This is a genomic window from Celeribacter marinus (genome assembly GCF_965656515.1).
Lineage (GTDB): Bacteria > Pseudomonadota > Alphaproteobacteria > Rhodobacterales > Rhodobacteraceae > Celeribacter > Celeribacter marinus_D.
In genome coordinates this window covers 5931-28571 of sequence record NZ_CBFHKW010000001.1, presented here as the reverse complement: position 1 = coordinate 28571, position 22641 = coordinate 5931, and the positions used below count along the sequence as shown (strand labels likewise).

General features: G+C 56.2%; 23 protein-coding genes. 14 read left to right on the top strand and 9 right to left on the bottom strand.

What is annotated here, in order from left to right; genetic code table 11:
• The first annotated feature begins 427 nt into the window (after positions 1–427).
• Positions 428–1009: a Hint domain-containing protein gene (locus ACTG34_RS00135; RefSeq protein ID WP_439103031.1), complete on the top strand. Its 582-nt coding sequence runs from the start codon at positions 428–430 to the stop codon at positions 1007–1009.
• On the opposite strand, the gene ACTG34_RS00130 is transcribed toward ACTG34_RS00135, so the two are convergent.
• From ACTG34_RS00130 to ACTG34_RS00105, 6 genes are all read right to left on the bottom strand, one after another.
• The gene (locus tag ACTG34_RS00130; RefSeq protein ID WP_439103030.1) at positions 990–1586 is read right to left on the bottom strand and encodes a nucleotidyltransferase family protein; all 597 of its coding nucleotides are present in this window, start codon (positions 1584–1586) and stop codon (positions 990–992) included. The genes ACTG34_RS00135 and ACTG34_RS00130 overlap by 20 nt on opposite strands.
• The gene (locus ACTG34_RS00125) at positions 1586–2887 is read right to left on the bottom strand and encodes a branched-chain amino acid ABC transporter permease (protein ID WP_439103029.1); all 1302 of its coding nucleotides are present in this window, start codon (positions 2885–2887) and stop codon (positions 1586–1588) included. The genes ACTG34_RS00130 and ACTG34_RS00125 overlap by 1 nt, the downstream gene beginning before the upstream one ends.
• Positions 2884–3894 carry a branched-chain amino acid ABC transporter permease gene (locus ACTG34_RS00120; RefSeq protein WP_342842334.1) on the bottom strand — a complete coding sequence of 337 codons (1011 nt, stop codon included), beginning with the start codon at positions 3892–3894 and terminating at the stop codon, positions 2884–2886. The genes ACTG34_RS00125 and ACTG34_RS00120 overlap by 4 nt, the downstream gene beginning before the upstream one ends.
• Positions 3895–3897: 3 nt before the next feature.
• Positions 3898–4605, bottom strand: a complete 708-nt coding sequence (locus ACTG34_RS00115) for an ABC transporter ATP-binding protein (RefSeq protein WP_439103028.1) — start codon at positions 4603–4605, stop codon at positions 3898–3900.
• Positions 4602–5462 (bottom strand): ABC transporter ATP-binding protein, encoded by an 861-nt coding sequence (locus tag ACTG34_RS00110; RefSeq protein WP_439103027.1) that lies wholly within the window; start codon positions 5460–5462, stop codon positions 4602–4604. The genes ACTG34_RS00115 and ACTG34_RS00110 overlap by 4 nt, the downstream gene beginning before the upstream one ends.
• 117 nt (positions 5463–5579) lie before the next feature.
• Positions 5580–6764: an ABC transporter substrate-binding protein gene (locus tag ACTG34_RS00105; RefSeq protein WP_439103025.1), complete on the bottom strand. Its 1185-nt coding sequence runs from the start codon at positions 6762–6764 to the stop codon at positions 5580–5582.
• Positions 6765–7231: 467 nt separating this feature from the next.
• Between ACTG34_RS00105 and ACTG34_RS00100 the strand changes: the two genes are divergently transcribed.
• Positions 7232–8602, top strand: coding sequence for a class II 3-deoxy-7-phosphoheptulonate synthase (locus ACTG34_RS00100; protein ID WP_439103024.1), 1371 nt, complete (start codon positions 7232–7234; stop codon positions 8600–8602).
• A gap of 67 nt (positions 8603–8669) precedes the next feature.
• Here the strand turns inward: ACTG34_RS00100 and ACTG34_RS00095 are convergent, their stop codons facing one another.
• Together ACTG34_RS00095 and ACTG34_RS00090 are read right to left on the bottom strand one after the other, a co-directional pair.
• Complete coding sequence (locus ACTG34_RS00095; protein ID WP_439103023.1) at positions 8670–9068, bottom strand: GNAT family N-acetyltransferase; 399 nt, start codon at positions 9066–9068, stop codon at positions 8670–8672.
• 97 nt (positions 9069–9165) lie between these two features.
• Positions 9166–9879, bottom strand: a complete 714-nt coding sequence (locus ACTG34_RS00090) for a PAS domain-containing protein (RefSeq protein WP_439103022.1) — start codon at positions 9877–9879, stop codon at positions 9166–9168.
• Between the two features lie 575 nt (positions 9880–10454).
• Here ACTG34_RS00090 and gmk point away from each other — a divergent pair.
• The 11 genes from gmk to rarD all read left to right on the top strand — a co-directional run bounded on the left by gmk (position 10455) and on the right by rarD (position 21296).
• Entirely contained in the window at positions 10455–11102 is a 648-nt protein-coding gene (gene gmk / locus ACTG34_RS00085; protein WP_439103021.1) for a guanylate kinase, read from the top strand.
• Positions 11099–11632, top strand: a complete 534-nt coding sequence (locus ACTG34_RS00080) for a gamma carbonic anhydrase family protein (RefSeq protein ID WP_439103020.1) — start codon at positions 11099–11101, stop codon at positions 11630–11632. The genes gmk and ACTG34_RS00080 overlap by 4 nt, the downstream gene beginning before the upstream one ends.
• A gap of 108 nt (positions 11633–11740) precedes the next feature.
• Positions 11741–12781 (top strand): sensor histidine kinase, encoded by a 1041-nt coding sequence (locus ACTG34_RS00075; RefSeq protein ID WP_439103109.1) that lies wholly within the window; start codon positions 11741–11743, stop codon positions 12779–12781.
• Positions 12782–12970: 189 nt separating this feature from the next.
• Positions 12971–14002: a substrate-binding domain-containing protein gene (locus ACTG34_RS00070; protein WP_062215365.1), complete on the top strand. Its 1032-nt coding sequence runs from the start codon at positions 12971–12973 to the stop codon at positions 14000–14002.
• A gap of 118 nt (positions 14003–14120) precedes the next feature.
• Positions 14121–15593 (top strand): phosphate ABC transporter permease subunit PstC, encoded by a 1473-nt coding sequence (gene pstC, locus ACTG34_RS00065; RefSeq protein ID WP_439103019.1) that lies wholly within the window; start codon positions 14121–14123, stop codon positions 15591–15593.
• Positions 15593–16951, top strand: coding sequence for a phosphate ABC transporter permease PstA (pstA, locus tag ACTG34_RS00060; RefSeq protein ID WP_439103018.1), 1359 nt, complete (start codon positions 15593–15595; stop codon positions 16949–16951). The genes pstC and pstA overlap by 1 nt, the downstream gene beginning before the upstream one ends.
• Before the next feature lie 11 nt (positions 16952–16962).
• Positions 16963–17760 carry a phosphate ABC transporter ATP-binding protein PstB gene (pstB, locus tag ACTG34_RS00055; RefSeq protein WP_439103017.1) on the top strand — a complete coding sequence of 266 codons (798 nt, stop codon included), beginning with the start codon at positions 16963–16965 and terminating at the stop codon, positions 17758–17760.
• Between the two features lie 16 nt (positions 17761–17776).
• Positions 17777–18499 carry a phosphate signaling complex protein PhoU gene (gene phoU / locus ACTG34_RS00050; RefSeq protein WP_439103016.1) on the top strand — a complete coding sequence of 241 codons (723 nt, stop codon included), beginning with the start codon at positions 17777–17779 and terminating at the stop codon, positions 18497–18499.
• A complete protein-coding gene (gene phoB / locus ACTG34_RS00045; protein WP_439103015.1) occupies positions 18499–19188 on the top strand; it encodes a phosphate regulon transcriptional regulator PhoB in 690 nt (229 codons plus the stop codon). Before phoU ends, phoB begins: the two co-directional genes overlap by 1 nt.
• Positions 19189–19619: 431 nt before the next feature.
• Positions 19620–20219, top strand: a complete 600-nt coding sequence (locus ACTG34_RS00040; protein WP_439103014.1) for a superoxide dismutase — start codon at positions 19620–19622, stop codon at positions 20217–20219.
• A 120-nt stretch (positions 20220–20339) separates the two neighbouring features.
• The gene (gene rarD / locus ACTG34_RS00035) at positions 20340–21296 is read left to right on the top strand and encodes an EamA family transporter RarD (RefSeq protein WP_439103013.1); all 957 of its coding nucleotides are present in this window, start codon (positions 20340–20342) and stop codon (positions 21294–21296) included.
• On the opposite strand, the gene ACTG34_RS00030 is transcribed toward rarD, so the two are convergent.
• Entirely contained in the window at positions 21236–21802 is a 567-nt protein-coding gene (locus tag ACTG34_RS00030) for a TIGR00730 family Rossman fold protein (protein WP_439103012.1), read from the bottom strand. The two genes, rarD and ACTG34_RS00030, sit on opposite strands and share 61 nt — an antisense overlap.
• A gap of 122 nt (positions 21803–21924) precedes the next feature.
• Between ACTG34_RS00030 and ACTG34_RS00025 the strand changes: the two genes are divergently transcribed.
• Positions 21925–22641, top strand: a 717-nt coding sequence (locus ACTG34_RS00025) for a hypothetical protein (RefSeq protein ID WP_439103011.1), incomplete at its 3' end; no start/stop codon positions are given.

Genomic DNA, 22641 nt, shown 5'->3' with positions numbered 1-22641 from the left:
GCGCCATTGAGATTGTTTCTATTGGCGCGACAGATTGAACACATCCAAAAGATTGGATCGAAATATCCGCGTCTTTCGACGCAGGGTGAAAACTATTTTGAGAAATTCGCCCGCTGTTAATGTCACTCGATTAGCGACAGCGAAAAGGACGATCGGCGGTGTGGCCCCGTTTTGCATCGGGTCAGGAAACAATCGGTGCGCGATGGAACAGGCTGTGCCTTAGTCCCGCCATATTTCAAAATGTAGACCCTGTGGGCACGGGCGCGGACCTCTCAATGTCTTTGCGATATTGGTAAAAATCCCATAAATTAAAGGAATAACGGTGCCTTGGACCTAAGACCAAGATGCCACAAAACAAAACGCACGCCCGCTTTGGGTTAGGGTTGTTCACCGTGTGAACGTGGCCCCATACGATTGAGAGTTGATTATGTGTCTGACGTCAAACATTGCGATTTTCACCTCGCGCGGTGAAGTTGAGGCTGGCGCCTTAAAGGTGGGCGACCGCGTGTTCACGCGCGACAGTGGTCCCCAAAAAATCGAATGGATCGGGCACCGCACGCTTACGGCACTTCACCTTGAGCGCCAAAAAGACCTGATGCCCGTTGTGATTGAAAAGGGTGCCTTGGGCGGGGATTTGCCAGAACGCGATCTGGTTGTGTCGCCCGAGCACCGCGTGCTTCTCGCCGCTGACCGCGAGGCGCGCTACGGTCAGGATCAAGACGTCTTGTCGGCGGCCAAACATCTTGTTGGTTTGCCGGGGATCAGTCAGTTCAAACCGCTTGAGGTCACGTATGTTCATTTCCAGTTTGCCGTGGCTGAAGTTATCTTGACCAACGGGTTTTGGTCGGAGTGCTTTCAACCGGCAACACCAATCACATCGGACCATGATGCGCAGGCGCGCGACGAGGTGTACCTGTTGTTCCCGCAGCTTGCGGAGCGCTATGGCGTGCGCGGCTACGGTAAGGGTGGTCGCGATCTTCGAGCGCGCCCTATGTCTGTGCCGCACTAGGGCGAAATGCCTCCCACGCCGCTGGCGTGTCCAGATCGAATGTCGCGGCGTCCCCTGAGAGAACCACCTGTTTCAACGGATATCGGGCAATAATAGCGTGCGCCCCGATGTCTCCGTCGAGCGCCTCAAACGCGCCAAAGCACTGCGATGGAAAGAGCACGGGATGGCCCGCGCGCCCCTCGCGATTTGACGCGCGCACAATCGCCTCACCCCGATGCTTTTCAAACATATTCGTCAATACCGCGACGTGCTCGCGCGTGATGTGCGGCATGTCGGCCAGTTGAATGAGTAACCCGTCATAGCCGTAGGCGGCGGATGCCAAAGCCTTGAGACTTTTGGAAAATGGTCCCGAGACACAGCGCGAGGGAGCCGTGCCAATGAGCGCTTTGCGAGCCGCGTAATAGGGATGGTCTGGCGCCGGAAGGATCACGCATTGATCCAGATGGGCCGAGGCGGCACAGGCCCGCGTCAGGCAGGTGTCGCGCGGGGTGGTGGCAGGTGGCAGGGGCGCGGCGAGTTTATCAAACCCCATTCGGGTTGATGATCCCGCCGCGCATATTCCTGCCAGAACCCGCATTACTTTTCAGGCAATAGTCCGCGCGGACTAAAGCGCAGCACGAGCAGCAAAATCACACCCATGGTCAGGTGACGCATATAGGCAATGCGCTCAATCAGGCCGATTTTGATCGGGTTGTCGTCGGTCATGCCAGAGGTGATGACATTGACGACCCATGTGCCAATCGGCTCGACTTCGACCCAGAGGAACCAGATCAACATACCGCCCAGAACGGCGCCCCAGTTGTTGCCAGATCCGCCAACAATCACCATCACCCACACAAGGAACGTGTAGCGCAGCGGCTGATAGGTCACGGGCGTCAGCTGACCGTCGAGTGTGGTCATCATTGCACCGGCAATGCCACAGATCGCCGCGCCAAGCACGAAGATTTGCAAGTGGCGGCCTGTGACGTTTTTACCCATGGCTTCCGATGCCACTTCGTTATCGCGGATCGCGCGCATCATACGGCCCCATGGCGATTTAAGCGCCAATTCCATCGCTGTGACGATCAAGATGATCACGATCAAGAACAGAGAGGCATAGGACAGTTTGACAAAGATCGTCGAGGCCGTGACCGGATCCGCGCCGATTTTGGATGCCAAGGACACGAACCAATCACTTTGTTGGAGATTGATCTCGTAAGGCACGGGACGGGGCAAGCCGTTGACGTTCTTCACGCCGCGCGACAACCAGTCCTCGTTTTTCATCACCGCTAGGATGATTTCGGCAACGCCAAGGGTCGCAATGGCAAGATAGTCAGAGCGCAGGCCAAGTGCGGTTTTGGCAACCACCCATGCGGCACCCGCGGCGAACAAGCCGCCAATAGGCCACGCCAAAAGCACAGGCAGATTTGCCCCACCGAGGTAGCCGGTTTGCGCGGGGTTGATGGCCTCGATCGCGGCCACAGCCGGATCGAACACAGCGCGGAACACAAAGAACCCGCCAATGAGCCAGACGGCCATAAACAGACCACGTGCTTTTGTGTGGCGCAGACGTTTCCATAGCAAAACCGCACCGACAATGACCGCGAGGCCCACGGCGAGCGCAAACATCACGCTCATGCCGCCTGCGTCCCACGCCTCTTTGACGGGGGGCATGGACGTGAGCACAACGGCCAGACCGCCAAGAGCGACAAAGCCCATAACGCCGACGTTGAACAGGCCCGCGTAGCCCCACTGAAGGTTCACACCAAGCGCCATGATCGCGGAGATCAGGCCAAAGTTGAGGATGAACAGCGCGGAGTTCCACGACTGGATGAAGCCAACCGCAATGATAAGCGCGGCCATAATGGCGACGTATAAGGGGGTGCGTGACTGGGTCATACCGATTTCCCTTTGAAGAGGCCCGTAGGCTTGAACAGCAGCACGATGATCAGGATCGCAAAGGACACCGCGAATTTATAGTCGGTGGACAGGAGTTGCACCAATCCGTCAGGGCTCCAGTCTTGTGGTCCCAGATAGGTCACGACCTTTTTGAACGCGTAGGTGAGCGTTACCTCGGAAAAGGCAATGACGAACCCGCCCGCAATGGCACCCAAAGGCGATCCCAGACCGCCGACAATCGCAGCGGCAAAGATCGGAAGCAAAAGCTGCATAAAGATGAAGGGTTTGAACGACTTGTCCAATCCGTAGAGCGTGCCCGCGATGGCCGCCAGACCGCCCACGATGACCCATGTGATCATCACAACGCGTTCCGGGTTGATGCCGGACAAGAGAGCCAAATCCTCGTTGTCCGAATAGGCGCGCATCGATTTGCCGGTGCGGGTTTTGTTGAGGAACCAGAACAATGCGGCCACAACAATGATCGCAGTCACAAGGGTGATCACCTGTGTTGTGCGGATCGCGAGACCCTCGGACAAGCCCGACCACTCTTTAAATGCGCGGGCGTTGACGACAAAGCGTTCCCCATCTGCAAACCGGCGATCGTCTGTGCCGATGACCATACGAATGAGGCCGTTCATCACGAACATCACACCCATGGACACAATGACGAGCATCACGGGAGCGGCTTTGACGCGGCGGTAGAACTTATAGACGTATTTGTCTGTAAACAGGACCAAAAGTGCGGTTGCACCAACCGCAAAGGGCAGGGCGAGCAGCGCCGTTGGCAGTGGACCAAGAGAGATGCCCCATGATTGGAACAACATCGTAATCAGAACGGAGACCATCGCGCCAAAGGCCATCGTCTCGCCGTGGGCGAAGTTCGAAAAGCGCAAGATACCGTAAATGAGCGTGACGCCCAGTGCGCCGATCGCAAGTTGCGCGCCATAGGCGGTGGCAGGGACAAGAACAAAGTTGGCGAATGCTACGAAAGCGTTGAGAAAATCCATGTCTTAGCCCCCCAAGAAGGTGCGGCGCACCTCATCGTCGGCGAGAAGGTTCGCGCCAGTGTCGGTGTATGCGTTTGCGCCTTGCACGAGAACATATCCTTTGTCAGCGATATCAAGAGCTTGACGGGCGTTTTGTTCCACCATCAGGATGGAGATCCCTGTGCGGGCCACCTCGATAATACGGTCGAACAGCTCGTCCATAACGATGGGCGAGACGCCCGCAGTTGGCTCATCAAGCATCAGCAATTTGGGTTTGGTCATCAACGCGCGGCCCACGGCCACCTGTTGACGTTGACCACCCGACAATTCGCCCGCGTTCTGGTTGCGTTTCTCAAAGACGGCGGGAAACAGTTCGTAGACCAGGTCTATGGACGCTTCGATGTCGTCACTGCGAATGAATGCACCCATTTCCAAGTTTTCGCGCACTGTCATTGTGGGGAAAATGTTGTTGGTTTGCGGGACAAAGCCCATACCCTTGCGCACGCGCTCTTGCGGGCTCAGGTGAGTGATGTCTTCGCCGTCCAGATTGACGCTGCCTTGGCGTAGATTGAGCATACCAAAGACCGCTTTCATCGCGGTGGATTTGCCCGCCCCGTTGGGGCCAACGATCACGGCAATTTCGCCTTTTTGAACGGTCAAAGAGCAATCGTGCAAGATGTCTGCGCCGGTGCCGTAGCCGCCCGTCATGGCATTTGCGTGTAAAAAGCTCATGTTGCGTCTCCCGTCTTTTTGGCGGCGGTCTTTTTAGATGCTGCCTTTTTAGCGGCGGGTTTGGCGTCTTTGGTCAAACCCTCGGTCGCCTCTTTGTTCTTGATGCCGGTGCCGAGATAGGCCTCGATGACCTCCTCGTTTTGCATGATGCCCTCGGCGGAACCTGTGGCCATCACTTTGCCCTCGGCCATCACGATCACCGGATCACACAGCATTTTGATAAACTCCATGTCGTGTTCGATCATACAAAACGTATAACCGCGCTCGACGTTGAGGCGTTTGATCGCATCGGCAATTGTATAAAGCAGCGTGCGGTTTACACCTGCGCCGACCTCGTCGAGAAATACGATTTTGGCGTCAACCATCATGGTGCGGCCAAGCTCTAACAGCTTTTTCTGGCCCCCAGAGATATTGCCCGCTTTCTCATCCGCGATATGTGAAATCGTCAGGAATTCAAGGACTTCATCGGCCTTTTGGCGCAATGCGGCTTCCTCGGCGGCGATGGTTTTGCGTTTGAACCACGCATTCCAAAGCGTCTCACCCGTCTGGTTTGCGGGCACCATCATCAGGTTCTCGCGCACCGTCATCGTGGAAAATTCATGCGCAATCTGGAAGGTGCGCAAAATACCTTTGTGGAACAACTCGTGGGGCTTGAGCCCCGTGATGTCCTCACCATTAAACAGGACATGGCCTGAGGTGGGGGTCAAAACCCCTGCGATACAGTTGAAAAGCGACGTTTTCCCTGCGCCGTTCGGGCCAATGAGACCCGTAATCGACCCTTCAGCAATGGTCAGGCTCGCCCCGTCCACTGCGCGGAAACCGCCGAAATGCATGTGAAGATCACGCACTTCGATCATCTGTTTTCCCCCGAAAATATGTGTGTCGCGCGTGATGTTTGCCTCACGCGTCTGGATTATTGCAAAACAGCCCGAGTGGTCCGTCCACTCGGGCTGTCATAGTTCGGTTAGACCGGATTAGCGGTAGCCAACCGTAACGATTTTGCCGTCTTCGAATACGATCTCACGGTAGGAGCCAGCGGCCTCACCGGGTTCGATCAATTCAACAGCGGAACCGCCAACGTAATCAATTTCGCCGCCATCTGCGAGAATTTGAAGGGCTTTTGCCAATTCACCTGGGAAGATTTTCTCGCCCGGTGCGTTTGCAACGTCGTAGAACTTGTCTTTGTAGACTTGTGGATCGGTGGATCCAGCCGCCTGCATTGCAAGGGTGACGAGCGCGCCGGAGTCGTAGGACTCAGGGGCATAAGGGGCAGTGCCGTTGTAGCCGCGTGCTTCGCCGATTGCGACGAGCATCTGACCACCTGGGCTGTCGGAGCCAGGAACCTGACCTGTGGAGCCGTTCAATTCTGCGCCAAAGCGCTCTTCGAGGGCGTCACCGATCATCGCATCGGGGAGGTGGAAACGGTCAAATGCGCCTGTGTCGAGAGCTGCGCGGATGATGCCCGGACCACCTTGGTCGATGTAGCCAACCACGACGAGAAGATCACCACCGGCCGCAGCCAAGGCACCAACTTCAGCGGAATAGTCCGCTTTGCCGTCTTCGTGAGCGGCGTTGATTGTCACTTCGCCACCCATTTCGGTGTAGGAGCTTTCAAACGCGTCAGCCAAACCTTTGCCGTAGTCGTTGTTTGTGTAGGTCACAGCAACGGATTTGATACCTTTTTCAAGGAGGCTTTCCGCCATCACCTGACCCTGACGCGCGTCAGAGGGGGAGGTGCGGAAGAACAGGCCGTTGTCTTCGACAGTTGTCAAAGAGGGCGATGTTGCGGAGGGCGAAAACTGAACCATGCCGTTTGGAACGGACACGTTTTGCAGCATCGCGCCGGTTGCGCCGGAGCAAAGACCACCGATGATGGCAACAACGCCTTCGGATGTGATCATGCGCTCAGCAACGGACGTGGCCACAGCCGCGTCTGTACATGTGGAATCGCCGCGAACAGGCGTGATTGTTGTTCCGCCGAGGAACAAACCGCTCTCGGAGACTTCAGCCAAAGCCGCTTCAACACCTGCGCCCATGTCGACGGACAGTGATTCTGCGGGGCCAGAGAAACCCAGAACAACCGCAATTTTCACGTCATCAGCGAACGCAGCGCCAGCAAACATGGTGGAGGCCACAGAGGCCAACAGAATTTTCTTCATAGATTGTATCTCCCAGTATTGGTCTTTAGCCCCGTCATTTGTGCGGGACCCATTGCCAGTATCAAAGCCTATTGGAAAGAAACTGCACAGGCAAATGTCGATTTTCTTTCCGTTGGGTTGCGAATTTGGGAAGAACGCCTATTGGGTCAACTTTTACTGCCGTTAATCACTTTATATCTGTGAATTTTCAGTCGAATTACCTACGGATATTTGATTGTGATACATCTTAAAGCTGCAATCTCCCTCTCAAGAGGGCGAATCGCCCGTGAATGATATGCCACCAGACGCACGGGGACTTCGTAGGCATTCGGGCCAATCGGGATAACATGTTGATCTTATGCGGGCGGCGGATTTATGGGTTTTAACACCTCACGGCTGCGCCTATAAGCGGTCAACCGTTTACGCTAGGCCTAATCTATAGGGAGCGTAAACTTGACATCGAACGAGCAATTTACGGAGTGATGACAATGACGGACTGGTCCAAATCCACATGGCGAAACAAACCGCGTGTGCAAATGCCCGATTATACGGACCAAGCTGCGTTAAATTCTGTCGAATCTCAACTTGCCAAATATCCCCCACTGGTTTTTGCCGGTGAAGTCCGCTCCCTCAAAAAGGAACTGGCAAAAGCATCACGCGGCGAGGCGTTCTTGTTGCAGGGTGGCGATTGTGCCGAAAGCTTTGCCGAGTTTGGCGCCGACACAATCCGCGATACCTTTAAGGTCATGCTGCAAATGGCGATGGTTTTGACCTTCGGTGCCAAAGTGCCTGTGATCAAAGTCGGTCGTATGGCAGGGCAATTTGCCAAACCGCGGTCGGCCAATACCGAAACTGCGAACGGCGTCGAATTGCCAAGCTACCGTGGCGACATCATCAACGGTTTCGATTTCACACCCGAAGCGCGCATTCCCGATCCTCAGCGCATGTTGCAGGCCTATACCCAAGCCGCAGCCTCGCTCAACCTGTTGCGCGCCTTTTCCAAGGGGGGCTTCGCCGATGTGCACCGCGTGCACGCATGGACCCTTGGGTTCACCGAAAATGACGAGGCCGAAAAGTACCGCGACATGGCAAGCCGTATTCAAGACACGCTTGATTTCATGGCCGCTGCGGGCATGACATCGGATAAAAACTCCGACCTTAAAACCGTGGACTTCTACACCTCCCACGAGGCGCTTTTGCTCGAATATGAAGAGGCGTTGACCCGTGTCGATAGCACCACAGGTGCGACGATTGCAGGTTCTGGTCACATGATCTGGATCGGCGATCGCACTCGCCAGCCTGATGGCGCGCATGTTGAGTTCTGTGCCGGCGTTGAAAACCCGATCGGGTTGAAATGCGGCCCGACCACAACCGCCGAAGACCTCAAAGTGTTGATGGCGAAACTCAACCCTGCCAATGAAGCAGGCCGTTTGACCCTCATCGCGCGTTTTGGCGCGGGTAAAGTGGCCGAGCATCTGCCGCGCTTGATCCAAGCGGTCAAGGAAGAGGGCGCAAACGTTGTCTGGTCGTGCGATCCGATGCACGGCAATACGATCAAATCCCCGTCTGGCTATAAAACGCGCCCCTTTGAGGACGTGTTGTCGGAAGTTCAGGAATTCTTTGCCATTCACCGCGCCGAGGGGACGATCCCTGGCGGTGTGCATTTCGAAATGACGGGCAAAGACGTGACCGAATGCACGGGCGGCGTGCGCGCCGTGACGGATGAGGATTTGTCAGACCGCTACCACACTGCATGTGATCCGCGTCTCAATGCATCGCAGTCGTTGGAACTTGCGTTTCTTGTGGCTGAAGAGTTGCAAAAGACCCGCAGTGGTGCAGCCTTCGCCGCAACGGCGTAACTCTCCACTCTTATGCAATCTGAAAAGCCGCGCCTCGTGCGCGGCTTTTTGTTTGTTCGCGGCGCGCCTATGCGAACATAAAGCAATCCCCGTGGCGCTTATACCCCGCCGCTTCGTAAAAGCTGACCGCTTTGGGGGCGGAGAGCAACAGGTAGGCGGAGCAATTGGGCGCCGCGGCGACTGTATGCGCCAAGAGCGCCTTGCCGATCCCGTGCCCTTGCGCCGTGGTATCAACGCATAACTCGGAGCAATACAGTGCGTAGTGAAAATCGGTGATGGAGCGCGCCACGCCAAGAAGGGTTCCCGCCTCATCGCGTGCCGTCACAATCACATCAGCGCGCGCAACCATCCCTGCGATTTTATCGCTATCGTCAACGGGGCGGCGCTCGGCCAATGTCGAGCGGCGCAACACGTCCAAAAACGCTTGCGCCGTTAAGTCTGGTTCAATCGCGTAGTTTACCTGCATCGCAGCGCGGCCCTATCTATTCTTTAATCACTGCCAAGTTGGCGGGTGTGATGCTTGGGCGCAAGCAAAGATCTCAGGTCACAAGATGCGATTGGTCTTAGGCGTCGTTGTTGCTGACCAGTTTCAGGAACGGGACAGTCGCCTTTGGCGCGCTTTTGGGTGTCTCGCGGATCTCGGTTTCGCGGGGGCGGTGTGCCTCGACAAATCCCGGAATTTCGGTCGCGGGTGTTTTCGCGGCGGGCGTCTGAACGGTCGCGGGCATATCGGTCAACAGGTCGCGGGTTGTAACCTCAACCACGTCAAAGCGGCGCGGCTGGCGGCCAATATCGCCTTTGGACTGCAAGCACCCCAGAACACGGTTCACATCACCCAGATCAGATTTCAACGGGCACAAAAGCAATTGCGCCTCAAGCGCAGGGCGGCCCATACCGCCCGAAGATTTCAGTGTGATTGTTGTGACGTTGGGCGTCTCGCACACGGCTTCTAGGGCTGCGGAAATCTGGGTGCGCGCCTCGGGAGTGAACATCGCGGTGAGTGGCATGCCGCGCACTTCCATCCCCATCAGATCCGTGAGGTGCATCCCCGCGAGGCGAAAACGGGCCACGCCGGGCGCGATGCGCTCAAGGATGAAGGCATATTCCAGAGCGGACTGCATGCCACGGGGATCGATATCGCCGCGTGACGGGATTGGACGACCGTTGCGAAGACCCTCCCAATAGGCCTCTACATCTTTAAGAGCAGGAAAGATCATTTCCGCGCGGCGCGGCATCATGGAAACGACGTTTGTACCGTTGATAGAATTGATGCTCATAATCTTCACCTTGTGTCAGTCGTCTCGGGTCTTGGTAGCGGGGCTATGCGTTTTCCCGCCGTCGACCGTGTGTGCGTTGGTAGCAGTGTCTCACCGCTGGCTTGACCTGAATATGCCATGACTTTGCCCCAATTGGTGGAATTTCCTAAGCAATGGTTAACGCCCGGGCCGTTAACCGTGAAAAATCGGACAAAATTGACAGGTGTATTGAAACCCGAATTCCTGCAAATTTCATATTTATGTATTTAATTTCAATTATTTGTCCTGTGTCATGGCTCTTGGTTCGATTTGGTTTTATACGCGGGACTTGGCGCGAAAAAATTATGCCTTCCTGCGCCACTTTGGAGGGAAACCGAGGCTGTGTTAATCTTTTGAGTCGGCAAATGCGGGCAAGATTGCGGCTAGCGTGTGCCGTTTTAAACGACCTGGATGAGCTTGCGCCACAATTGAGTCTCATTTGCGCCTTGGCGCATCCGCATAGGTAGCCAAACCGGCAGCGCGAGGATATGAGTAAGCGGATAATTGAGCAGGCCGCACAGGGGTGGCCTCGATACAGTCACGACGGAGCCTTTAATATGACCACTGATCGCCGCGGCCTCTTGATCATTCTGTCCTCTCCCTCAGGGGCGGGGAAATCGACCTTGGCCAAGCGGCTTATGGAGTGGGATGAGACCTTGCGATTCTCTGTGTCCAGCACGACCCGTAGCCCGCGCGCGGGTGAGGTTGACGGGACGCATTACCATTTCTCGGACGAAGACACCTTTAAACATATGGTCGGTGCGGGCGAGATGTTGGAGCACGCTTTGGTCTTCGGCAACTATTACGGCTCGCCGGCGGGGCCAGTCCGCGAGGCCATTGAGGCCGGATCGGATGTGTTGTTCGATGTGGATTGGCAAGGCGCACAACAAATTGCCAACTCGGCCTTGCGCGATCACGTGTTGTCGATCTTTGTCTTGCCACCCTCCATCACGGAGTTGCGCCGCCGTTTGGAAACCCGTGGTCAAGATAGCGCCGAAGTCATCGAACAACGCATGCGCCAAAGTTGGGATGAGATCAGCCATTGGGACGGGTATGACTACGTGTTGGTCAATGACGATCTGGATCACTCGTTCGAGCGGCTCAAGACCATCATTGCCGCCGAGCGTCTGCGCCGCCGCCAACAGCCCGGCTTGCTCGGTTTTGTGCGCACCTTGCAATCAGAGTTCGAAGGGAAAGAGACATGACATTATATATGCTCGGTGATCACACCCCGGTTTTGCCGGTCAATGGCGACTACTGGGTTGCCCCAGATGCCAACGTGATTGGCAAAGTTGTCTTGGGCGAGGGCGCGAACATCTGGTTCGGAGCCACGCTGCGCGGCGACAACGAGGCGATTGAAATCGGCGCGGGGTCCAACGTGCAAGAGAATAGCGTTCTACACACGGATATGGGATTTCCGCTTACGATCGAGGCGGGATGCACAATCGGGCACAAGGCGATGCTGCACGGCTGTCACATTGGTGAAAACTCTTTAATCGGGATGGGCGCTACGGTTTTGAATGGAGCCAAAATCGGTCGCGATTGTCTGATCGGGGCAGGGGCGTTGATCACCGAAGGCAAAGAGATTCCTGACGGATCTTTGGTGATGGGGGTTCCGGGCAAGGTTGTGCGCGCCCTGAGCGCGGAGCAAATCCAAGCACTCAAAACCTCTGCACTGCACTACCAAAGCCGCGCGCGGGAGTTTCGCGAGGGTCTTGTTGCCATCGACGGCTAGGGCATACGCGCCAGTATCCAGTGTCATGGCAGTGTGATGATCGACGATTAATCTGGCGCGCACATGTGCAAGGAGACCCCCGTGAGAGAGTTGAATACAAATGATGTAATGCAATCGCGTTTGGTGGGCGAACTGGCGGGGGCAATGCCGTTTCCGGTCATCATCGTCGGACGCGATGAGCGTATTTTAGCGATCAATAGCCAAGCCGAATCCATGTTTGGCGCGGGCACCATCGGGCGTCACTATATCACCGTGATGCGCCAGCCCATGGTGTTGGACGCGATTGAAAGCGTTCTGCGTCTTTCCGAGCCTGCACAGGCGCAATACAGCGTGAGCGAGGGCGGGCACGATCTGCATTATGCGGTTCACGCGCGCCCCGTGGTGACTGATGACTTCGCCTGTGTCACTGTTGCCTTTGAGGATCGCACCGAGGTGGAGGACGCGGGCCTGATGCGGCGCGACTTTGTGGCGAACGTATCGCATGAATTGCGCACGCCGCTTACGGCCGTCTTGGGATTTATCGAAACTCTACAAGGGCCAGCGGCCAACGATGCGGGCGCGCGTATGCGGTTTCTCGAGATTATGGGCAAAGAGGCGCGGCGGATGAACCGCATTGTGGGTGATTTATTGTCGCTGTCACGTGTTGAGGCGAACCGGCGTGTGCGCCCGACCGATGATGTCGATGTCAGCGCCATTTTGCGCTCTGTTGTTTTGTCTTTATCGCCCTTCGCACAAAAACAGAATGTAACACTTGTGCTCGAAGGGGCAGAGGGTAGCGACCGTGTCATGGGCGATCAGGACCAGTTAACGCAAGTGTTCACAAATCTCGTTGAGAACGCGATCAAGTACGGCGGTGCGGGGCGTCAGGTGTCAATCTGTGTCGCGGGCCATACCCAAGAGCCGACCATGCGCGGCCCTGCATTGCGCGTCGATGTGGCCGATCAAGGCGAGGGAATAGCCCAAGAGCATATCCCGCGCCTCACCCAGCGGTTCTACCGTGTTGATTCTCACCGCTCGCGTGAAATGGGCGGTACGGGGCTTGGTTTGGCGATTGTAAAACACATCATTAACCGACATCGCGGACGGCTCAGGATCGAAAGCTATGCGGGAAAAGGCAGCTGCTTTTCTGTTATTTTGCCTTATGAATAAGGGGTTACGATCTCGGCGCCCCGCGTCTTTTGGGATGGAGACGCGAAAATCTATACGCCGCTTTTTTTGAGCATTTTGGCCCATGTCATTAATCTGTTACAAAACTTACACAAAAGCATTGCGAGCGGGCCTTAGGTCTCGGTGTCGAAGGGGAATGACACCCCTGAGATAAGACAACAGGAGCTTTATATGTCTTTCGTAAAATTGACCGTATCCGCACTGGCACTCGCCGCTGCATCCGCAACCGCAGCCTCTGCACGTGATCAGGTTCAAGTCGCAGGTTCGTCCACCGTTCTGCCTTACGCCTCCATCGTGGCCGAAGCCTTCGGTGAGAACTTTGACTTCCCAACACCTGTTGTTGAATCTGGTGGCTCTTCCGCCGGTCTCAAGCGCTTTTGCGAGGGTGTTGGCGAAAACACCATCGACGTTGCAAACGCATCGCGCAAAATCAAAGACTCTGAGATTTCTGTCTGTGCAGACGCTGGCGTGACTGACATCATCGAAGTACGCATCGGCTATGACGGCATCGTGTTCGCATCCCAGATCGACGGTCCAGCATTCACCGCATTCACCGAAGCCGACATCTTCAACGCTTTGGCTCCAAAAGTGGTCGTTGACGGCGCGCTTGTCGACAACCCCTACACAAAGTGGTCCGATTTCAACGCTGATCTGCCTGCCGAAGACATCCTTGCCTTCATCCCTGGTACAAAGCACGGCACACGCGAAGTGTTTGAGGAAAAAGTGATCGCAGCGGGCTGTGAAGAAACAGGCGCAATGGCAGCTATGGTTGCTGGCGGCATGTCCGAAGATGACGCAGAAGATGCATGTTTGCTCGTGCGTACAGATGGCAAATCCATCGACATCGACGGCGACTACACCGAAACGCTTGCCTCGATCGCTGCGAACACAAACGCAATCGGCGTGTTTGGTCTCGCCTTCTATGAGAACAACACCGACAAGCTGAAAACGGCAACAATGTCTGGCGTTGAAGCTACAACCGAGACAATCGCATCGGGCAACTACCCCGTGTCGCGTCCGCTTTACTTCTACATCAAAGCGGCCCACATCGGCGTGATCCCTGGCGTTAAAGAATACGCTGAGTTCTTCGTATCCGACGACATGGCTGGCCCCGATGGCCCGCTTGCCGAGTACGGCCTCGTATCCGACCCCGAGCTTGTTCAGACACAAGACGGCGTTGCAAACGAAGTGACCATGAACTAAGCGCATCGTCGCAATACACAGGGGCTGCGCGAGGCTATCGCGCAGCCCTTTTTGACCGCGGAGGTAGGGGGACTTCCTTTCGGTTTAAATTCTCTCCCCCACGATATACGGAGCGGCCATGTCTGCCTTTTGGCTTTTCATTCTAGTTCTCGCGCTCAGTGCGACTGGGTTTGTCCTCGGACGGGCACGTGCAATTAAAGACGCAGGGGGCGACATCCGCCGCTTGCATTCTCTGCCAAGCTATTATGGCTCCAACGTTATGTTGTCGACGCTCATCCCAGGCCTGTTTGTTCTGGTCGCGTGGTTGATTATGCAGCCGATTATTTTGCAGACGCAAATCGCACAGACCATTCCACAAGACCGCTTTGAAGATGCTGGGGCGCTCAACCTGATTATGGCAGATGTGCGCCGTGTCGCTGATGGCTTCGATGTCGCTGTTGAACAAGGCGCGATAAGCCGAGACCGTGCGCGCGATATTCGCACCGAGTTCACAGATGTTCGTAGTCTTTTGGGCGAAGTCGGCGTCGCGTTAGGGTCCAACGTAGACAGCTATGTGTTGCAGGCGGCTCAGAAATATCGGACCGCATCGTCTACCGGGCGGATCATTATGACCATTGTTGCGCTTACTGCGTCAGGGGTGGGCTTTTTCCTTGCATTGCGCGCAACGTCACGTGTGTCGCGTGCCCGCAACAAAGTGGAAACTGTTGTTCGCACGCTGCTTTTGGCGGCGGCGTCTTTGGCGGTTCTGACGACCGTTGGCATTGTCTTTTCGCTTTTGTTCAACACGATTGAGTTTTTCAAACTGTATCCGGCGTCTGAGTTCTTTTTCGGAACCACATGGGCTCCCTCGTTTGGTGGCGGGTCCGAGTTGGGCGTGTTGCCGCTGTTTTGGGGGACATTCTATATCTCGATCATCGCGCTGTTGGTCGCTGTGCCCATCGGGTTGTTCGCGGCTATTTACCTGTCGGAATATGCAGGTCCAAAAACCCGCGCCTTTGCCAAACCGCTTCTTGAGGTGCTCGCAGGCATTCCGACCATTGTGTACGGTCTGTTTGCTTTGCTTACCGTTGGTCCGATGTTGGTGTCGCTATTTGGCGATGGTGGAATGCTGGGCGTTGACTGGATGGCTGGTGGGCGCGCCGTTATCACCGCGGGTCTGGTGATGGGTGTGATGCTCATTCCGTTTGTCTCGTCCTTGTCTGACGACATCATTAACGCGGTGCCACAAGCCATGCGTGACGGATCACTTGGCCTTGGCGCGACCCCGTCCGAGACGATCAAACAGGTGGTTTTACCCGCCGCTTTGCCCGGTATTGTCGGCGCCATTTTGCTCGCGGCCTCGCGTGCGATTGGTGAGACGATGATTGTCGTCTTGGGGGCAGGGGCCGCCGCCCAACTCGACATGAACCCCTTTGCCGCTATGACCACTGTCACCACGCGTATCGTGTCGCAATTGACGGGCGACGCCGATTTTTCATCGCCTGAGGCACTTGTCGCCTTTGCTCTGGGTATGACGCTGTTTGTGATCACCCTTGGCCTTAACGTGATCGCACTCGTGATTGTGCGCAAATATCGGGAGCAGTATGACTGATGTCTGACGCAACCTCATCCAACCGCGCGCCTCAAGGCGCACCCAAATCGTCCCTGTTGACGGAGACAAAACGCACCAAGCGGCGCAATGCCTCTGAGGCGCGCTTCAAGGGGTACGGCATTGCCGCAATCGCACTTGGCCTCACCTTTCTCGTGTTTTTGTTGACGTCCATTGTGGGCAACGGGTTGCCCGCGTTCAAACAAACCTTTGTCACCATTGCCGTGGAATTGCCCGAGGCCAAACTCGACAAATCTGGTGTCCGTGATCCAGAGGTCATAGCCAAGGTAACGACCTTTGGGTATAAGCCTTTGGTCGAGGCCGGCCTCGCGGACACGCTTGCGGCCCAGGGCATCGAAAACCCCTATCCCAAAGCCAAAGACCTTGGAAAAATGCTGTCCAGCTCGGCATCCGCACAGGTGCGTGATGCGGTCGTAGCCAATCCCGATTTGATTGGCCAAACCGTCGAATTCCGCCTTTTGGTCTCGTCGCGCGTTGATGGTTATTTCAAAGGCCGTGTAAAGGCTGCCGATCTTGAGCGTGACAAAAACCTCGACGCTGCGCACCTTGATATTGCTGATCAGATGGTGGCCGCAGGGTTGATGAAAACCGTTTTTAACGCCGATTTTATTCTTGGCGCGGATGCTTCGGAAAGCCGGCCGGAACAAGCGGGCATTGGCGTGTCGATGCTTGGGTCGCTATTTATGATGCTCGTGGTGCTTGCACTGGCTCTGCCCATCGGGGTCGCCACATCGATCTATCTCGAAGAGTTCGCACCGCAAAATCGACTGACCGATTTGATTGAGGTGAACATCTCCAATCTGGCCGCTGTCCCGTCGATCGTGTTCGGTATCCTTGGTTTGGCTGTGTTCATCCAGTTCGCCCACCTGCCGCAATCCGCACCTCTTGTGGGCGGTTTGGTTCTCACCTTGATGACCTTGCCTACGATCATTATCTCGACGCGTGCCAGCCTCAAAGCTGTGCCACCATCGATCCGTGATGCGGCCTTGGGTGTGGGCGCGTCAAAGATGCAGTCGGTGTTTCACCACGTGTTGCCGCTCGCTATGCCCGGCATTTTGACTGGGACCATCATCGGTCTCGCGCAGGCCTTGGGTGAAACCGCGCCACTTTTGCTCATCGGTATGGTTGGCTACATCGCGTCCAACATGCCCGATGGGATTGCATCGGGGTTCTTCGATCCCAATTCCGCAATGCCTGCCCAGATCTATGAATGGGCAAAACGTGCCGATCCTGCGTACTATGAACGTGCATGGGGCGGGATCATAATTCTTTTAGGGTTCTTGATGACGATGAATATCATCGCCGTTATCTTGCGCCGCCGTTTCGAGCGCCGTTGGTAAGGGGGTCAGATATGAACGATATGCGACTAATGAAGAGAGACGTGGATATGAACGACATCAAAATCTCCGCTAAGGGCGTCCAAGTCTATTACGCCGACACCCATGCGATCAAAGACGTCGATGTGGAGATCAAGGACAAGACCGTCACAGCCTTTATCGGTCCGTCCGGTTGCGGCAAGTCGACGTTTTTGCGCACCTTGAACCGTATGAACGATACGATTGATATCTGCCGTGTGACGGGAGAAATTTTGCTTGATGGCGAAAACATCTACGATAAGCGGGTTGATCCGGTGCAGTTGCGCGCCAAGGTCGGTATGGTCTTTCAAAAGCCAAACCCGTTCCCGAAATCCATTTACGACAACATCGCATATGGTCCACGCATTCACGGTTTGGCCCGTAGCAAGGCCGATCTGGACGTGATCGTCGAGCAATCCCTGCGCCGTGGTGCGATCTGGGATGAGGTCAAGGACCGCCTTGACGCGCCAGGAACGGGGCTTTCGGGTGGCCAACAACAACGCCTGTGCATCGCGCGCGCCATTGCCACCGAACCCGAAGTCCTATTGATGGACGAGCCATGCTCGGCACTTGACCCCATTGCGACCGCGCAGGTCGAGGAACTGATTGATGAGTTGCGCACGAATTTCTCCGTGGTGATTGTGACGCACTCGATGCAACAAGCCGCGCGTGTCAGCCAAAAGACCGCGTTCTTCCACCTCGGAAACCTCGTCGAATACGGCGACACGAGCCAGATTTTCACCAACCCGCAGGATCCACGCACCGAGAGCTATATCACCGGTCGGATCGGATAAGGGTCAGGAGACAGATATGAATAACGGAAAACACATTGCCTCCGCCTTTGATCGTGATCTTGAGGGTATTCAGGCGCTTATCATGAAAATGGGCGGACTGGTCGAAGCCAATATCAAAGATGCCTCCATCGCTCTTGAGGAGCGGGACGTGGAACTCGCCGAGCACGTGCGCAAGGCGGACAAAATCATTGATGCGCTTGACGTGCAGATCAATGAGGAGGCCGCACGCCTCATCGCGCTGCGTTCACCCACAGCGGGAGATTTGCGCACGGTGTTGTCGGTGATGAAAATCTCGACCAACCTTGAGCGCTGCGGCGACTACGCCAAAAACCTTGCCAAACGCACGGGTGTTTTAGCGGAGATGAGCCCGATTGATGGAGCGGGGGCAAGCCTGCGCCGCATGGCGCGTGAGGTCGAGGATATGCTACGATTGGCGCTTGATGCCTATCTGCAGCGCGATGCCGTTCTGGCCGAAACCGTGCGCCACCGCGATGTTGACGTTGACCAGATGTACAACGGCCTGTTTCGTGAATTCCTGACCTTTATGATGGAAGATCCACGCAATATTTCGGCCTGTATGCACCTGCATTTCATTGCCAAAAACATTGAACGCATGGGCGACCACGCCACGTCCGTGGCGGAGCAGGTGATCTACCTTGTGACCGGTGAAATGCCCGATGAGGCGCGTGTAAAAGGTGATATGACATCGCGCACGCATATCGGTGTGGAGGACGACTAATGTCACCGCAAAAGCCGCGTGTTTTGGTCGTTGAGGATGAGCCCGCACAACGTGAGGTTCTGGCCTATAACCTTGAGGCCGAAGGATATTTGGTGATCCGCGCTCAAGATGGCGATGAGGCGTTGTTACTGGTGGATGAGGATCAGCCTGATGTGATCGTGCTCGATTGGATGTTGCCCGGCGTTTCGGGGATCGAGATTTGCCGACGCTTGAAGATGCGGGCCGAGACCCGCGCAATTCCGGTGATTATGCTCTCTGCGCGCGGCGAAGAGGTGGACCGCGTGCGCGGACTTGAGACTGGCGCAGACGATTATGTAGTCAAGCCGTATTCTTTGGTTGAATTGATGGCACGGGTGCGCACGCAGTTGCGCCGCGTACGCCCCGCTGCGGCAGGTGAAATGTTGGAGTTCAGCGATATCGCTCTGGATGCCGAGACGCACCGTGTTACGCGCGGCGGCAACGGGTTGAAGCTGGGTCCGACCGAATTTCGCCTTCTGTCAACGTTCATGGAAAAGCCGGGGCGCGTATGGTCGCGCGAACAGCTTTTGGATCGAGTGTGGGGGCGCGATATCTATGTCGACACACGCACGGTAGATGTCCACATCGGACGGCTGCGCAAGGCGCTTTGTCAGTTTGGCGGTGACGATCCGCTTCGCACGGTGCGCGGTGCGGGATATGCGTTGGGATAAGCAACGGGATGCCGTTTTAAACGGCTCTTCTTGCGTTATGTCCGCATGCATTAACACATCTCGCACATGCGAAAGTCACCGCATTGACCATGACAAAATAGACCCGCACGCAATTCATACCCCGTTTTGAGCTCAGCGGCGTATTTGACGCAACGCAACCGTCCCAAACCGGCTTGCGTGTCATCGCCAAAGAGAGAGTGTTGTTGAGAAAGCGCCGCGCCCGAAGATCATGGCGCATAGCAACGTCTATTTTCGCGCGTGGGAGCGTCGCGTCTAGGCGCGCGCCACGATTGCTTGGCGTGAATATCCACGCATGCGCGCACGGGATGGATAATTTTTGCCGCGATGTTGCGGCGTGCTCTTGACCAATGGGTCGCAACACAACAGGTATAGACCAGAACCGCAGTTAAAAATTCCAAGGAGGCCTTACAATGGCATTCGCACTCCCCGATCTCCCTTACGCCCACGATGCTCTTGCTGATCTTGGCATGTCCGCCGAGACGCTCGAGTTTCACCACGACCTGCACCACAACGCCTATGTCACCAACGGCAACGCGGCAATTGCGGGCACCGAGTGGGACGGCAAGACCCTCGAAGAGATCATTGTCGGCACCTACGACAAATCGTCGGTCGCGCAAAACGGCATCTTCAACAACATCTCACAGCTGTGGAACCACAACCAGTTTTGGGAAATGATGGGGCCAAACGGCAACGCCATGCCGACCGAATTGGAAAAAGCCCTCGTTGAGAGCTTTGGCTCTGTGGATGAGTTCAAAGCACAGTTCGCTGCGGCGGGCGCAGGCCAGTTCGGCTCCGGTTGGGCATGGCTCGTCAAAGACACAGATGGCGCGCTCAAAGTGACCAAGACCGAGAACGGCGTGAACCCGCTGTGTTTTGGTCAGACCGCACTTTTGGGCTGTGACGTTTGGGAGCACTCCTACTACATCGATTTCCGCAACAAACGCCCTGCGTATTTGACCAACTTCCTTGAAAAACTGGTCGATTGGGAAAACGTCGCCGGCCGCCTCTAATATTTGATGGCGTTCGCTTTATAGAAAAAGGCGCTCCTGTGTGGGGCGCCTTTTTTGTGCGTATCCGCCTGAGCGGTTTTGAGCCTTGCTGTCGGGAACAATTCACCGTTCAACAGAGTTATGTCCGACTCACGTATTGGCCTGTTGGCTATTCTTGGCACCTATACCATTTGGGGTCTCTCCGCGCTTTACTACGCGCAACTGTCCCATGTGCCACCACTCGAGGTACTGGCCCACCGCACGGTGTGGTCGTTTCTGGCGTTTTTCGTGGTGATCCTCGTCCAAGGACGCCTGCGCGACCTCTTGGGTGTATTGCATCCGCGCACTGGGTGGAGCGGGATATACCGGATCATTCCTGCGGCGATCTTCGTGTCGATCAACTGGTTTTTGTTCGTCTATGCAATCCAGATTGATAAAACGCTTGAGGCCTCGTTGGCCTACTATATCTCGCCTCTTTTGGCCGCGGCCGTAGGGTGGGTCGTCTTCAAAGAGCGCCTTTCGGGGTTGCAATGGCCCGCCATGGGATTGGCACTGACTGCCGTTGTGATTTTGACGGTTGGGTTGGGGGCCGCGCCGTGGATGGCGCTTGCGATGTCGTCGACCTTTGTCGCCTATTCCGTGTTCAAAAAGGGGGTCGAGGCGGGGCCGACCTTGGCAATGGCCGCCGAGACCACGCTGCTCATGCCTGTGTCGCTCGTGTACTTGATTGGCGCCCATCTCGGGGTGTGGGGTGGTGATGCGGTACGCGGCGGCGCGTTTGGAGCGAATTGGCATGACACCGCGTTTCTCGCCTTTTCTGGCATAGCCACGGGCGTGCCGCTTTTGTTGTTCGGCGTTGCGGCCAAACGGGTGACACTGTCGTCGCTCAACATCGGACATTACTATAACGCCACCTTGCAACTAACTGTTGCTGTTTTGATTTTTGGTCAGGCGATTACACTGCCACACATGGTGGCCTTGCCACTTGTCTGGCTTGCTGTGTCGCTGTTTTCCCTGCAGGCGCTGCGCCGTGACCGTCAGGTCCGGATGGCGCGCAAGGCCTCGGTCAATGCCTCGATCGACGATATTGTTTTGTAGAGCTGTGCAGTTGTGTCGGCGGCGAACCCCTGCGCAATGACATGCTCAATGAGGGCGTTGAGTGGCGCCCAATAGTCATCGATTGAAAGCAAAAAGATCGGCTTGTCGTGTAGCCCGATTTGCTTCCACGTCAGCACCTCGAAAAACTCGTCGAGGGAGCCCGCACCGCCAGGCAAAACCACAATCGCGTCAGAGTTCATGAACATGACTTTCTTGCGCTCATGCATGTTTTCGGTGACCACAAAGGCGGTCAGATCGCGCTTGCCGACCTCCATATTCATCAGGTGCACTGGGATCACGCCAAAGGTATCGCCCCCTGCGGCCTGTGTGGCGCGTGCCACCGCGCCCATAAGGCCGACATCGCCCGCGCCGTACACCAATCGCCATCCCTCATCCGCAATCACGCGCCCCAGATCGGTGGCCGCCGCCATATAAGCGGGTTTGCCCCCCTCGCGCGCCCCACAATAAACACAGACGGATAGGGGAGATTGGCCAGATTGCGACATTGAACACCTCATATGCAATGGTTTGAAACAAAGGAAGTCTTTGACCCTTGTTAGACGCGTTGTTAGGCTGTCTCAACCCTGCGCGAGATGGGGTGGGGAAACGACGGAACGAAAGCAGGGCTATGTCAGATAAAAGTGCATTTCAGCGCGCAGCACCCGTTGCGGCGGCGTCAGTCATCGCGATCATTGCAGCGATTGGTGTAGGGCTGTGGGTGGCAGCCCCCGAGGCGGAGGCACCCGCGGGAGGGGATCAAGCGCGTGTGGATCAGGCCGCGTTGGCGCAAGGCGAGCAAGCGGATGCTGTCGGAGAGGTCGCCACGGCGGCAGTCGCCGCAAAAACACCGGTTCCGAATGGTGACGCCACCGACCAAGAGATGACGCCTAATGCGTCGGACGTCCCCCAAAACGATGTCGCACCACAAACGCCTGCGCCCAGAGAGCAAACGCCCGAAGTCGTGGCGCAAACGCCCCTATCCGACCAAGGTGACGATGATCAAACACGTGATGAGAGCGCCAAAGAGGACCCGCAAGCCGCGTCTGCCGCCGCTCCCGTGACCGACGATGTAGACGCGGCTGTTGTCGGCAATACGACCGCCGCCGCATCTCAGTCAGCTGTCAATGATCTGTCGGTCAGTGCTGCCTCGGTCTCCCTTGATATCGTGCGTATTCCGCCCGAGGGGATCACAACTGTTGCCGGACACGCCCCTGCAAACACTGATGTTGTGATCTATGTCGATGGCGTAGAGGTCTCGCGCGCCACCACCAATACGCGCGGTGAGTTTGTGGCCTTGTTCGATCTCATGCCCTCGGACGGGGTACGTGAACTGACGGTTGGTCTT

Excerpts from the sequence above, each read along its gene's own strand:
- ACTG34_RS00135 (WP_439103031.1), top strand. The coding sequence starts at position 428 with ATGTGTCTGACGTCAAACATTGCGATTTTCACCTCGCGCGGTGAAGTT.
- ACTG34_RS00130 (WP_439103030.1), bottom strand. The coding sequence starts at position 1,586 with ATGCGGGTTCTGGCAGGAATATGCGCGGCGGGATCATCAACCCGAATG.
- ACTG34_RS00125 (WP_439103029.1), bottom strand. The coding sequence starts at position 2,887 with ATGACCCAGTCACGCACCCCCTTATACGTCGCCATTATGGCCGCGCTT.
- ACTG34_RS00120 (WP_342842334.1), bottom strand. The coding sequence starts at position 3,894 with ATGGATTTTCTCAACGCTTTCGTAGCATTCGCCAACTTTGTTCTTGTC.
- ACTG34_RS00115 (WP_439103028.1), bottom strand. The coding sequence starts at position 4,605 with ATGAGCTTTTTACACGCAAATGCCATGACGGGCGGCTACGGCACCGGC.
- ACTG34_RS00110 (WP_439103027.1), bottom strand. The coding sequence starts at position 5,462 with ATGATCGAAGTGCGTGATCTTCACATGCATTTCGGCGGTTTCCGCGCA.
- ACTG34_RS00105 (WP_439103025.1), bottom strand. The coding sequence starts at position 6,764 with ATGAAGAAAATTCTGTTGGCCTCTGTGGCCTCCACCATGTTTGCTGGC.
- ACTG34_RS00100 (WP_439103024.1), top strand. The coding sequence starts at position 7,232 with ATGACGGACTGGTCCAAATCCACATGGCGAAACAAACCGCGTGTGCAA.
- ACTG34_RS00095 (WP_439103023.1), bottom strand. The coding sequence starts at position 9,068 with ATGCAGGTAAACTACGCGATTGAACCAGACTTAACGGCGCAAGCGTTT.
- ACTG34_RS00090 (WP_439103022.1), bottom strand. The coding sequence starts at position 9,879 with ATGAGCATCAATTCTATCAACGGTACAAACGTCGTTTCCATGATGCCG.
- gmk (WP_439103021.1), top strand. The coding sequence starts at position 10,455 with ATGACCACTGATCGCCGCGGCCTCTTGATCATTCTGTCCTCTCCCTCA.
- ACTG34_RS00080 (WP_439103020.1), top strand. The coding sequence starts at position 11,099 with ATGACATTATATATGCTCGGTGATCACACCCCGGTTTTGCCGGTCAAT.
- ACTG34_RS00075 (WP_439103109.1), top strand. The coding sequence starts at position 11,741 with ATGCAATCGCGTTTGGTGGGCGAACTGGCGGGGGCAATGCCGTTTCCG.
- ACTG34_RS00070 (WP_062215365.1), top strand. The coding sequence starts at position 12,971 with ATGTCTTTCGTAAAATTGACCGTATCCGCACTGGCACTCGCCGCTGCA.
- pstC (WP_439103019.1), top strand. The coding sequence starts at position 14,121 with ATGTCTGCCTTTTGGCTTTTCATTCTAGTTCTCGCGCTCAGTGCGACT.
- pstA (WP_439103018.1), top strand. The coding sequence starts at position 15,593 with ATGTCTGACGCAACCTCATCCAACCGCGCGCCTCAAGGCGCACCCAAA.
- pstB (WP_439103017.1), top strand. The coding sequence starts at position 16,963 with ATGAACGATATGCGACTAATGAAGAGAGACGTGGATATGAACGACATC.
- phoU (WP_439103016.1), top strand. The coding sequence starts at position 17,777 with ATGAATAACGGAAAACACATTGCCTCCGCCTTTGATCGTGATCTTGAG.
- phoB (WP_439103015.1), top strand. The coding sequence starts at position 18,499 with ATGTCACCGCAAAAGCCGCGTGTTTTGGTCGTTGAGGATGAGCCCGCA.
- ACTG34_RS00040 (WP_439103014.1), top strand. The coding sequence starts at position 19,620 with ATGGCATTCGCACTCCCCGATCTCCCTTACGCCCACGATGCTCTTGCT.
- rarD (WP_439103013.1), top strand. The coding sequence starts at position 20,340 with ATGTCCGACTCACGTATTGGCCTGTTGGCTATTCTTGGCACCTATACC.
- ACTG34_RS00030 (WP_439103012.1), bottom strand. The coding sequence starts at position 21,802 with ATGTCGCAATCTGGCCAATCTCCCCTATCCGTCTGTGTTTATTGTGGG.